Here is a 12,383-nt window from a genome sequence, read left to right as displayed (position 1 = left end):
CCCTATGCGATTGCTTTACGATCTGGGCATTCTGCTGATGAATGCCGGGCTGCGCATGGCCGCGCCGTTCAATCCGAAGGCCCGGCTGTGGGTTCGCGGACGCAAGGATATTTTCCGCCGCATGGCCGAGGTCGTCGGACCGGACGACGAGGTCGCATGGCTTCACGCCGCCTCGCTCGGGGAGTTCGAGCAGGGACGCCCGGTGATCGAGGCGCTCCGCGAGGCATGTCCCCGATACAAGATTCTGCTGACGTTCTTTTCTCCGTCGGGTTACGAAGTGCGGAAAAACTATGCCGGCGCCGACTGGGTATTCTACCTTCCGGCCGATACTCCGCGCAATGCGCGGCGCTTTTTGCGCATCTTCCGGCCGAAAGTGGCCGTTTTCGTCAAGTACGAGTTCTGGATCAACTACCTGCTCGCGATGCGAAAGGAGGGAACGCGCCTCTACCTGATTTCGTCGATTTTCCGGCGCGGTCAGATATTTTTCCGGCCTTACGGCGGTCTGTTTCGCCGGGCTTTGGGCGCGTTCAGCCATATTTTCGTGCAGAACGATGAGTCGCGGGCGTTGCTCGGACGCATCGGCGTCCGCTGCGTATCGGTGACGGGCGACACGCGTTTCGACCGGGTCTGCTCGATTGCCGCTCGGGCCAAGCGGTTGCCTGAAATCGAGCGCTTCGCGGCCGGCCGGCCCGTTTTCGTGGCGGGGAGCACATGGCCTCCCGACGAAGAACTGTTGCTCGGGATGATCGATCGCTACCGCGACGTCAAGTTCATCGTCGTGCCGCACGAGATCGACCCGGACCGGATCGAGCGTCTGATCGGCCGCATCGGTCGTCCGGCCCTCCGCTATACGCAACTGACCCCGGAGACTGATTCGGCGGAAGCCGGCGTACTGATAGTCGATACGATCGGCATTCTGTCGTCCTTGTACCGGTACGGCCGCTGGGGCTATATCGGCGGCGGTTTCGGCGCGGGAATACACAACACGCTGGAGGCGGCCGTATTCGGCCTGCCGCTGGCGTTCGGGCCGCATTACGGGAAGTTCCGGGAAGCCTGCGACCTGATCGAGTCGGGAGGAGCCGAGAGCATCGCCGACGGCGCGCAACTGCTCGAGTGGTTCGACCGCCTGTATCGCGATCCCGCAGCGACGCAACGTGCCGGCGAGGCATGCAGGACGTATGTCGAGTCCCATCGCGGGGCGACCCGGCGGATCGTGGACGAAATTTGCAGATGACGAATTATTGAACTATATTTGCCCGTCCGGTTGGTCCGGAGGCGGATTGACCCATGGTGTAATGGTAACACAGCAGATTTTGGTTCTGTCGTTCCAAGTTCGAGTCTTGGTGGGTCAACGAAAAAGCCTGACAATCGCCGATTGTCAGGCTTTGCTTTCCGTTTTTGGGACGAAAGGAGGGAAGGTTTCCCGCTCCGGACGTCCTATACCGTATTCGTGCGGATCGAGTCCCGTACCTTCCTCGGGCTATCCTGTCCGGCGTTTGGCCGGAGGTCAGAAATCGACCCGGCTCCAACGGGTTTTCCAGTTTCCCCAGTCGGTTCCGTAAGCGTATGCGATGTACTGCTGTACGCCGGGCTTGATATGCCCGAGCTCGTCGCCGCTCCATCCGCAATTGTGGAGATAGGGCTGCAGGCCGTCCCGCAACTCGGCGATTTTCTCGAAACGGATGCCGTCGTCGGACTGCCACAGCACGATGTAGCTGTCGGCGCTCATCCGCGAGGCCGTGTGGACGGCTTGGAACTTGCCGATGTCCTCGCGGTACTTCACGTCGCAATGGTCGGAGCCCGCGATCGCGCTTTTATCGATCACGACGCCGTGGAAATCGAGGTGGGCGGGCCACAGCGGATCGGTCGCGTCGGCCGTCGCCAGCCTGGTCTTGATGCCGGTACCCGAGTCGTTCCACGAGTAATAGAAGTAGATCGTTCCGTCGAGCACGACGATCGAGGGCTCGCCGGCCCCGAAAGCGGTCGGGTCGTCCGTATAGCGGATCATCGGCTGCACGTCCGCACCGGTCGTCCAGCCCGTGCCGTTCCATTTCTCCCACGGACCTTCGGGCGACTGCGAGCGCGCAATGTAGACGTGGTTCTCGACCATGTTCAGGTTCTCGGTCGACGTATAGCCCGCGTAGTAGTAGCCTCCCCAGCGCGCGACGCCAGGGTCGCAGACCGAGAAGTGGTCCGACGAGAACTCGGTCGGCAGCAGCACCATTTTCTCCTGACTCCAATTGATTCCGCCGTCCTCCGATCGCTGGTAGGAGGCTTGATCCCAGAATGTGCTTCCTCCCGAATATTCCAACATGTACTGACCTGCCAGGCTGAAGTCGACCGCTTGTCCGTTCTGGTAGTTCGTGACGCCCGTGACGACGCCCGGATGCTTCCACAGTCCGGAATGCTCCGTCGTGCCTTCGTCCATGACCCACAGATAGGTTCCCGCCGGAAACTTGCCTTCGGAGGCTGTGACATGGACGAATCCGCCGTCGGCATAGTTCGTGAACGATTGGCGTGCGACGGGAGTGGAGGCGACCGTTCGATCGTAGCTCGTGTCCCAGCGGTAAAGCGAAAGGCGCAGCCCGCACGGTTGACCGTTCCAGTTCACACAGATCGCCCCGGCGGCGTAGAACGGCCTGTCGGCTGTGAATCGCTGACCCACCGACGAGCCGGCGGCACCGAGTCTGACCGGCGTGTTTTGGCCCTTGTTCTCGTACAGGAGCACGTTGTCTCCGTACTGGCCGCCCGGGGCGGCGAACCATGCGTCGATCGTGCCGTCGTCATGGATCATGATCGATGGGCCGTACCGGTAACCGCCGCCGCCGTAGATATCCCAGCCGTCGGTGATCTCGGGTACGTATGCCGATCGCTGGCGGATGGCGATTTCACCCTTCAGTTCGCTGTGCAGGTCGCGAAGCAGGACAACCGCTTCGCGCACGTGCGGCGTCTCGTTCGGCTTCACTTCGAAAGACAGTCGGTCAACGACCGCTTTCGAGCCGTCGGCGGGAAGAATCCACGAAGCGACGGAGTCGGGTATCACCACCGAGTATTCGACGTTCTGCTGCACGGTCGCATCGATCGTGGCTCCGATGCCGGGAACGTCGAAACGGGCCGGATTGACGGCCAGCACGCCTTGTTTGACTTGGGTGACGGTCACTTTGCCGCTGGCCGTACCGGCCGTGACGACGATTTCGGCCGTCCGCTCGCCGTCCGTGTCGTTGGTCCGCAGCGACCGGACCGTCAGCTTCAGCTCCGATCCGGCCTTACCCCGGGTCGGGGTGACCGCGCACCATTCGGCGGCCTTCGGGTCCGTCAGCGCGGCGGTCCAGTCGACCGTGGCCCCGAAAGAGACGTTTTGCTCGCTGCCTGTCGCTCCCGCCAGCGTGACGGTCGTTGTTTTCAGCTCGACGGCGGGATCGGTTCCGGCCGAGTCTTTGTCTCTGCATCCGGATAAAATGAGAACACACGCCGGAAACAATATTCCGGCGGTCGTCCGCTTGATTGCGCTCATAGGTATAAGTTTTAGGTTGGTTGGGTTTCGAGAGCACGACTCAGATCGTATCGAGCGCCGTTTTGAAGCGTGCTTGGGCACGAGTCGGGCGGGAAGCGCCTTGGCTATTCCACGACCGGCTCCGCGTCGAACTTGCGGATGTCGATGCCGTCCGAGAGTTTTTCGATCTGAGGAAGCAGCGTCGTGAAGTGGCGGGTAGCCTCGTGGGCGGCCAGCACTTCGCCGTTCTGCCACAGTTCGACGATCAGCAGCTGCTCGGGATCGGTCGGATGCAGGTAGTGCTGATAGGAGATATTTCCGTTTTCCTGTTGCGAGGCTTCGGTCAGCTGTTCGAGCAGTCGCAACGTCTGCGGGCGGTTCTGCTCCGAGACGGTGATGGTTACCAGAATGTTGATCATATGCTGTGAGTTTAACGGGTGATCCGTTTGAGCTCTTTTTTTATTTCCCGCGCGGTTCCGCCTTGCTCCGCTTGGGGAGCCGTGCGGGGACAGGCGTTTTTCAGACAGGCGCGTTGTTGAACGCTTCGGCGATCTGGTCGGCGATCTGGTCGAGCGCCTGCTGCAGCTTGCCGCCGATCATCATTTTCATCATCATGTTCAGCTTGACGTGCAGCACGAGCCGCATCCGCGTGTCGCTGACGTCGGCGGAAACCAACTGCAGCCAGAACGTGAAGTCCATCGGCGAGCCGTCCTCGCCGGTCACCTTGACGAGCTTGAAAGGCTCTTTCTCGACCATGCGCAGCCGGACCGGGAAGCCCTTGGCCTTGAACGAGCAGGTGTTTTCGTCGGCCGTCCACCCTTCGACCTTGTCGGCGAGCACCGGGGTCAGGTTGTCGAAACGCGACAGGACGCCGTAAACCGTTTCGGCCGGACGCAGGATCCGGACGTGTTTGCTTTCGTACTTCTCCATAGCGATTACTGTGCCGATTTTTTCCAGTTCGCAGGGTCGCGCCGCCACTGCTGGAGAGTTTGCAGCTCGTCCTCGTGGACATAGCCCTGTTTCGCCGCCAATTCGATCATCGTCTTGTAGTCGCTGAGCGTGTCGAGCTTCACGTCGGCTCCGGCGAAATTCTCGGCGGCGGTCGGGAAACCGTAGGTGAAGATGGCCACCATGCCCAACACGTCGCATCCCGCCTCGCGCAGCGCCTCGACGGCGCTCAGGCTGCTCCCGCCCGTCGAGACGAGGTCCTCGACGACGACGACCTTGGCGCCGGGCCAGTATTCGCCCTCGACCTGGTTCGTCAGCCCGTGCGTTTTCGGCGAACTGCGGACATAGATGAACGGCTTGCCCATCCGTTCGGCGACCAGCACGCCGTGCGCGATGGCTCCGGTGGCGACGCCGGCGATGATGTCGGCGTCGGGGTATTTCTCGGCGATGATCCGCTCGAAGCCTTCGTAGACCTGCTTGCGAACGGCCGGATACGAGAGAATCTTGCGGTTGTCGCAGTAGATCGGGGAATACCAGCCCGAGGCCCATGTGAAATGATTTGCCGGATTTAATTTAATTGCCTTAATTTGTAACAGGCTTTCCGCTATCTTACTCGATAAATCGTTCATTATGAGTGTTTATAAAGTTTATGTCGAGAACAGCTGCATCCGCTTCGCCCCGGAAGGGCGCGCCGGGGACGGAGAACCGTCGCTCGCGGTCTCTCCCGGCGAAAGCGTTTCTATGACAAAGTTGTTGCAAAAACTTCAATTTACCAAAAAGTTAACCGTAATATCCGAAAAAATAGAGTCCGTTTTCGACGGGTTCCGCGCGTCGATGCCCTTGATCGAAGCGGGCGGCGGTCTGGTCTCGGATGCCGGGGGACGCGTGCTGATGATTTTCCGCAACGGGCGGTGGGATTTGCCCAAGGGCAAGCTGGAGCCGGGCGAGCGGATCGAGGAGTGCGCCGTGCGCGAGGTGTCCGAGGAGTGCGCGCTGCCGTTGCAGGAACTGCGGCGGGACGACAAGATCGCCGATACCTATCATTGCTACCGCATCGGCGACCGCTGGGTGCTCAAGCGGACGAGCTGGTACCGGATGCGCTATGCGGGAGCCGTCGCTCCCCGGCCGCAGACCGTCGAGGGGATTACGCGGGCCGAATGGGTCGCGCGCGAGCAGATTCCCGCCCGCTTGTCCGGGGCTTACTACACAATCCGGGACGTGTTCCGCGAGGCAGGACTCTCCGACTGATCCAACCGAACATATAGTCATGAAGAAAACCGTAACCGTATTGCTCGGCGCGGCGCTGTGCGTCGCGGCGGCATCGTGCGCCGAAGGCCCGCAGAAAAGAAACGACAGAATGGAAACGAAGAACTCGCTGACCGAGCAGGAGAAGGCCGCCGGCATCCTGACTGCCGAGGTGATGTGGAAAATGGGACGCGTGGGGGGCTCCGTCCTTTCGCCCGACGGGCGCACCGTGCTCTATACGGTGACCCGCTACGATATGGAGCAGAACAAGGGGACGACCGACATCTGGTCCGTACCGGCCGGAGGCGGCAAGGCCGTCCGTGTGACCGATCCCGGCAACAACGAGTCGTCGGTCCAGTGGAGCGCTGACGGAAAGAAAATCTATTTTCTGTCCGACCGCACGGGCAGTGGTCAGGTTTGGTCGGCCGCGCCCAGCGGGAACAATCTGGCTCAGGTGACCGACATCGAGGGCGGCGTGGAAGGATTCTCGGTGGCTCCTTCGGGCGACCGGATTCTGTATATCAAGCGTGTGCCGGTCGTGAAGCGGAGCTCGTCGGAGCTCTATTCCGATCTGGGACAGTCCAAGGCGAAAATATACGACGATCTGATGGAGCGCCACTGGGACTATTGGGACGACGGAAGCTACCTGCACCTGTTCGTCGCCGACATGGCCGGCCGGGTGACCGGCGGGACCGACATCATGGAGGGCGAGCCGTGGGACGCCCCGCTGGCTCCCTATTTCGACGCGTCGGAGATCGCATGGAACCATGCGGGCACTCAGCTTGCCTATACCTGCAAGAAACTGACGGGTACGCAGTACGCGTTGAGCACCGACTCGGACATTTATCTCTACGACGTAGCCTCGGGCCGGACGAGCAATCTGACCGAGGGAATGCCGGGCTACGACAAGTATCCCGTCTTTTCGCCCGACGACTCGATGATCGCTTTTACGAGCATGGAGCGCCCGGGCAACGAGTCGGATAAGGACCGGCTGTTCGTGATGAGTCTCGCCGACGGAAGCAAGCGGTATCTGACCGAAGGTTTCGACTACAATGCCGGCAATGTCCGTTGGGCCGACGACTCGACGCTGCTGTTCCTGTCGCCGATCCGCGCGACGATTCAGCTTTGCAGCGTGTCGCTTTCGGGCGGTCCGGTGCGCGTGATTACTTCCGGAGCGCACGATCTGAACGCATTCTCGGCGGCGGGCGGGCGCGTCGTGGCCGAAATGACTACGCTCGGCTCGCCCACCGAACTGTTCGACGTGAATCCGTCGGACGGCGCGATGACGCGCATCACGAATACCAACGCGGAGATATACGAACATATCCGAATGGGGAAAGTCGAGGAGCGATGGGTGGAAACGACCGACGGCAAGCGGATGCTCGTCTGGGTCGTGCTGCCGCCCGATTTCGATCCGTCTAAAAAATACCCTGCCCTGCTTTACTGCCAAGGCGGTCCGCAGAGCGTCGTGAGCCAATTCTGGAGCTACCGGTGGAACCTGCAGCTGATGGCGGCTCAGGGCTACGTCGTCGTGGCGCCGAACCGGCGCGGCCTGCCGTCGTTCGGGCAGGAGTGGCTCGATCAGATTTCGGGCGATTACAGCGGACAGAACATCCGCGACTATCTGAGCGCGATCGACGACGTGTCGGCCGAGCCGTGGGTCGACCGCGACCGGCTGGGCTGCGTCGGGGCGAGCTACGGAGGGTATTCGGTCTTCTTTCTGGCCGGAAACCATCAGAAGCGTTTCAAGGCGTTCATCGCGCACTGCGGCATGTTCAACTTCGAGAGCATGTACGGCGCGACCGAGGAGCTTTGGTTTCCGAACAACGACCTCGGCGGTCCCTACTGGAGCGACTCGCCGGTGGCCCGCCGCTCGTATGCCAACTCTCCGCACAAGTTCGTGAAGAACTGGGATACGCCGATCCTGATTTTCTCAGGCCAGCGCGATTTTCGGATTCCGTACACCGAGAGCCTGCAGGCTTTCACGGCCGCCCGCCTGATGGGCGTGCCGAGCCGGTTGGTTTCGTTCGAGGACGAGGCGCATCAGGTATTCAAGCCGCAGAATTCGCTCGTATGGAACCGCGAATTTTTCAGCTGGCTCGACCGTTACGTCAAGAATGCCGAAACTCCGGCGGAACAGACCGGGCGATAGGGGCTCGGCCGGATCGGGATGACGGACCGGTCCGCGAGCGGGCGAAGGCTTTCGATACGGCTGCCTGCGGATAGGAGAAAGCCTGTTTCGGCCGTATGAGAATGGGAGTATCGGCCTCGGCACGTTTTTGCGCCGGGGCCGATGCTTTTTTCGGGTAAAGGGACTCCGGATTGCCGGCGATCGTTCCCGATAAAATGCAGAGCGTGTTTCGGGCGTGTCGGGCTTCGTGACGGTTATGCTGTGAACGGGTCTTCCGTATTCGCGGAAAGCGGTTTCGAACGAAACCGTTCTCTTTTTCAGGCTATTGTCCGGATTGTCGTTGCCCGGCTGATTTACGGCGGACGGCTGACGATTCCGGCGGGGTTCCGTGAACGGCTCTGTCGGACGACCCCCCCGATTCCTTATGTCCGGCATGGCAGGTTATTCCGGTCTGCCGGGGAAATTTGGTTACGGTGGAGGCGGGCCGAAAAAGCCTTGCGGCTGAACATGCGTTCAGCCGCAAGGCTTCGTTTTCGTTTGTAACGACCGGGAAGGCGGTTCGTTGCAGGCGGCCTTGGGACCGGTCGTCCTTCCGCATCGTCCGCTTGCGGGGCGGAACGTTTCTGCGGATGCGGGTTCCCTGCTACCGTTCTCTCTGTTACGGAATCTCCTGCTTCTGTCGGGCGGAAGACGGATTGCTCACGATGTCGGCCGCCGTTCGGGGAAAACGGTAATCTGCGCCGCTGCGCGGAAAATTACAGCGGCATGTTGCCGTGCTTCTTGGGCGGATTGCTCCGGATCTTGTTGTGCGCCATATCGAGGGCCTGAATCAGCTTGAAACGGGTCTGACGCGGCAGGATGATCTCGTCGACATAGCCCAGCTCGGCCGCCCGGTACGGATTCGCGAAGTGTTCGCGGTACTCCTCGACGGCTTGCGCGCGCTGCTGCTCGTCGGCGTGACGGAACAGAATGTTGACGGCCCCCTCGGCTCCCATTACGGCGATTTCGGCCGTCGGGTAGGCCAGATTGACGTCCGATCCGGTCTGCTTGCTCGACATCACGATATAGGCTCCGCCGTAGGCCTTGCGCAGGATCAGCGTGATTTTCGGGATCGTCGCCTCGACATAGGCATAGACGATTTTCGCGCCGTGGCGGATGATGCCGCCGTGCTCCTGCGTGCATCCCGGCAGGAAGCCGGGTACATCCTCGAGCGTAATGAGCGGTATGTTGAAGCAGTCGCAGAAGCGGATGAAACGCGCCGCCTTGTCCGAGGCGTCGATGTCGAGCACGCCGGCCAGAAAAGCCGGATTGTTCGCGACGATGCCGACCGGGCGGCCGCCCAGCCGAGCGAATCCGATCACGACGTTCTTAGCGAAATGGGGCATCACTTCGAAGAAATAGTGGTCGTCGACGACCGACTCGATCAGCTCTTTCACGTCGTAGGGTACGTTCGGATCGGCCGGGATCAGCGTATCGAGCCGCTCGTCCTCGCGGTGGATGTCGTCCGAGGTCGGGACGACCGGGGCGTCCTCCATGTTGTTCGACGGAAGGAAACCGAACAGCTCGCGGATGCTCATCAGCACGTCCTCCTCGCTCGGACCGATGAAATGGGCCACGCCGCTTTTGCTGCTGTGCGTGTAGGCCCCTCCGAGCTCCTCCTTGCCGACTTCCTCGTGCGTAACGGCCTTCACGACATCGGGGCCGGTCACGAACATGTGGCTTTTGCCGTCGACCATGAAGATGAAATCGGTCAGCGCGGGCGAGTAGCAGGCTCCGCCGGCGCAGGGGCCCAGAATGGCCGAGATCTGCGGAATGACGCCCGACGCGATCGTGTTCTGGAAAAAGATGTTCGCGTAGCCCGTCAGGCTCTCCACGCCTTCCTGTATGCGGGCTCCGCCCGAGTCGTTCAGCGCGATGACCGGCGCGCCGTTCTTGAGGGCCATCGTCTGAATCTTGACGATCTTCTGCGCGTTCGTGGCGCTGAGCGAGCCGCCCAGCACCGTAAAGTCGTAGGCGTAGACGAAAACCTGGCGGCCGTCGATCTTGCCGTAGCCCGACACGACGCCGTCGCCCGGAATGCGGTGGCGCTCCATGCCGTAGTTCGTGCAGCGGTGCACGACGAACTTGTCCAGTTCGACAAACGTTCCCTTGTCGAGCAGCGTTTCGATCCGCTCGCGGGCGGTCATTTTGCCCGCCTCGTGCTGTTTCTTCACCTTGTCGGCTCCGCCGCCTTCTTCGGCGGCCCGGTTACGCCGCTCGAAATCCTCGTATATCCTTTCGTTTTCCATCTTCTCTTCGTTATTGGTTTTCCGTTTCTTCGACGATCACGTCGAGACGCACGAGCAGCTGCTCGCCGGCCACCGTGTCGCCCTCGTGGACGGCGATCTCGCGGACGATGCAATCGCCCGTCACTTTCAGCGTGCTCTGCATTTTCATCGCCTCGAAGACGACGACCGTGTCGCCGGCCTGAAGCCGGTCGCCCTCGGCCACGTCGATGCGCACCACCTTGCCCGGCATGGGGGCGCACAGGTCGTTGTCCTGCCGGGTGTCGTCGCGCCGGCGGTTGCGCAGGTACCTGGCCTGCGCGTCGACGATGCTGACCTCGTAGGAGGCGAAGCGACTGTTGACCGTGAAATTCTTGCCGCCCTCGCGACGCTCGACTTCCATATCGTACGACCGTCCGTCGCAGAGCACCGAGCAGATGCCCCGGTCGGTCATCACCATGTCCAGATCGTACGCTTTGCCGTCGACGGAGAGCCGGATGCCGTTGCCGTTCTTTTCGATCAGCTCGACTTCGGCCGTGCGGTCTGCTATCTGTACTTCCATACTTTTTGCCTTTTTCGTTTTACATGCCCATGACGCCCTTGCGCTTGCCGAATTCGCGCCACCGGCTCGTCTGGTCGCCGGCCGTCGCGGCCGTCGCGCCGGCGCCGCTCTCGGTATCGACGATATAGTTCATATACGCCACGATCATGGCCAGATCCTCGGTTCGTTCGTCCTGTTGCGGAGCGGCGGAGCCGAGCAGGACGGCGTTCTTTTCCAGAAACGACGTGTCGTACGACCCGCGCTCGAAGTCGGGCACGCCGAGAATGGAGCTCAGGTAGCCGATGTTCGTTTTGACACCGGTGATCCGGTACTCGTCCAAAGCGCGGCGCATCCGCGCGATCGCTCGCTCACGGGTGTCGGCGTGCACGATCAGTTTGGAGATCATCGGGTCGTAGTGGATAGGGATATCGTATCCTTCGTAGACGTATCCGTCGATGCGTACGCCCGGACCTCCGGGTTCCGATAGTTGTCTTACCGGACCCGGCGACGGCATGAACCCGGCGGCCGCATCCTCGGCGCAGACCCGGCATTCGATCGCATGGCCCCGCTGCACGATGTCGGGCTGCGCGAGCGACAGCGGCTCGCCCGCTGCGATGCGTATCTGCTCGCGGACCAGATCGACGCCCGTCACCTCCTCGGTGATCGGATGCTCGACCTGCAAACGGGTATTCATCTCCAGAAAATAGTAGTTGCGGTGCTTGTCCACCAGAAACTCGATCGTGCCTGCTCCGACGTATCCGACGGCCCGGGCCGCGGCCACGGCGTCGGCGCCCATCCTCTCGCGCAGTTCCGGCGTCAGAAACGGGGACGGGCTCTCCTCGACGATTTTCTGATGTCTGCGCTGTACCGAGCACTCCCGGTCGCACAGGTGGATCACGTTTCCGTGCGTATCGCCCAGAATCTGGAACTCGATATGGTGAGGCTCTTCGACGAAGCGTTCGATGTAGATCGTTCCGTCGCCGAACGAGGCCACCGCCTCGGAGCGTGCCGCCACGAAAGCCTCGCGGACCTCGTCCTCGGACCGCGCCAGACGCATTCCCTTGCCGCCGCCGCCCTGCGACGCTTTCAGCATGACCGGAAAGCCGATGCGGCGGCAGGCCTCGACGGCTTCGTCGGCTCCGGACAGGTTCTCCTGCGTGCCCGGAACGACCGGAACGCCGGCCTCGATCATTTTCCTGCGGGCCGAGATCTTGTCTCCCATCGCGTCGATCGTTTCGGGCCGGGGGCCGATGAACACGAGCCCCGCCTCGGCGCACCGGCGTGCGAAGTCGGCGTTCTCCGACAGAAATCCGTAGCCGGGATGCACGGCGTCCGCTCCGCAGGCCAGGGCCACGCGGATGATCCGGTCGATGTTCAGGTAGCTCTCTTTCGAGGCGGCTCCGCCGATGCAATAAGCCTCGTCGGCGAGCATCACATGCCTCGACAGCCGGTCGGCTTCCGAGAACAGCGCCACCGGGCTGATACCCATCTCGCGACACGAGCGAATCACGCGCACCGCGATTTCTCCCCGGTTGGCAATCACGATTTTTTTTATCATAACAACAAGTTTGGTTCGACTTGTCCGTCCGTCGCGGGCGCCGGTCCGCCTGAACGGAAAGCTGCCGCGGGAATCGAGTCGGCACACGGCGCGACTTCCGTGCGGTTCGGCAGCCGCTCCGTACCGTCTCCGTATTCCGCCGGCCGATGCGACTTGCCCGTCCGGCCGTTCTTGTTCCGATTCTCCGTTGTCACCACGCTCTC

Annotated in this window: 10 protein-coding genes and 1 tRNA gene; 4 read left to right on the top strand and 7 right to left on the bottom strand. The window is 61.7% G+C overall.

Features of this window, described 5'->3' with window-relative positions:
* The first annotated feature begins 4 nt into the window (after positions 1-4).
* Complete coding sequence (locus NQ491_RS07525; RefSeq protein ID WP_019246801.1) at positions 5-1,234, top strand: 3-deoxy-D-manno-octulosonic acid transferase; 1,230 nt, start codon at positions 5-7, stop codon at positions 1,232-1,234.
* Positions 1,235-1,281: 47 nt separating this feature from the next.
* Positions 1,282-1,352: transfer RNA gene (locus tag NQ491_RS07520), tRNA-Gln, on the top strand.
* 155 nt (positions 1,353-1,507) lie between these two features.
* Here the strand turns inward: NQ491_RS07520 and NQ491_RS07515 are convergent.
* The 4 genes from NQ491_RS07515 to pyrE all read right to left on the bottom strand — a co-directional run bounded on the left by NQ491_RS07515 (position 1,508) and on the right by pyrE (position 5,070).
* Positions 1,508-3,514: a BACON domain-containing protein gene (locus NQ491_RS07515; protein WP_019246802.1), complete on the bottom strand. Its 2,007-nt coding sequence runs from the start codon at positions 3,512-3,514 to the stop codon at positions 1,508-1,510.
* 104 nt (positions 3,515-3,618) lie between these two features.
* Entirely contained in the window at positions 3,619-3,912 is a 294-nt protein-coding gene (locus NQ491_RS07510) for a putative quinol monooxygenase (protein WP_019246803.1), read from the bottom strand.
* A 100-nt stretch (positions 3,913-4,012) separates the two neighbouring features.
* Entirely contained in the window at positions 4,013-4,423 is a 411-nt protein-coding gene (locus NQ491_RS07505) for a hypothetical protein (protein WP_019246804.1), read from the bottom strand.
* A gap of 5 nt (positions 4,424-4,428) precedes the next feature.
* Complete coding sequence (pyrE, locus tag NQ491_RS07500; protein ID WP_019246805.1) at positions 4,429-5,070, bottom strand: orotate phosphoribosyltransferase; 642 nt, start codon at positions 5,068-5,070, stop codon at positions 4,429-4,431.
* 205 nt (positions 5,071-5,275) lie between these two features.
* Here pyrE and NQ491_RS07495 point away from each other — a divergent pair, with 205 nt between their 5' ends.
* Complete coding sequence (locus NQ491_RS07495) at positions 5,276-5,689, top strand: NUDIX hydrolase (protein WP_232423216.1); 414 nt, start codon at positions 5,276-5,278, stop codon at positions 5,687-5,689.
* Positions 5,690-5,708: 19 nt separating this feature from the next.
* Positions 5,709-7,838 carry a S9 family peptidase gene (locus tag NQ491_RS07490; protein ID WP_019246807.1) on the top strand — a complete coding sequence of 710 codons (2,130 nt, stop codon included), beginning with the start codon at positions 5,709-5,711 and terminating at the stop codon, positions 7,836-7,838.
* Between the two features lie 734 nt (positions 7,839-8,572).
* Here the strand turns inward: NQ491_RS07490 and NQ491_RS07485 are convergent.
* The 3 genes from NQ491_RS07485 to accC are packed head-to-tail and all read right to left on the bottom strand — an operon-like array spanning position 8,573 to position 12,180.
* A complete protein-coding gene (locus NQ491_RS07485; RefSeq protein WP_019246808.1) occupies positions 8,573-10,105 on the bottom strand; it encodes an acyl-CoA carboxylase subunit beta in 1,533 nt (510 codons plus the stop codon).
* 10 nt (positions 10,106-10,115) lie between these two features.
* Complete coding sequence (locus tag NQ491_RS07480) at positions 10,116-10,643, bottom strand: acyl-CoA carboxylase biotin carboxyl carrier protein subunit (RefSeq protein WP_019246809.1); 528 nt, start codon at positions 10,641-10,643, stop codon at positions 10,116-10,118.
* A 19-nt stretch (positions 10,644-10,662) separates the two neighbouring features.
* Positions 10,663-12,180, bottom strand: coding sequence for an acetyl-CoA carboxylase biotin carboxylase subunit (gene accC / locus NQ491_RS07475; RefSeq protein ID WP_019246810.1), 1,518 nt, complete (start codon positions 12,178-12,180; stop codon positions 10,663-10,665).
* Positions 12,181-12,383 lie beyond the last annotated feature (203 nt).

The organism is Alistipes ihumii AP11, assembly GCF_025144665.1.
Taxonomy (GTDB): Bacteria; Bacteroidota; Bacteroidia; order Bacteroidales; family Rikenellaceae; genus Alistipes_A; species Alistipes_A ihumii.
Note: the sequence above shows the minus strand (reverse complement) of the source record. Positions and strands in the feature narration are given on the sequence as shown.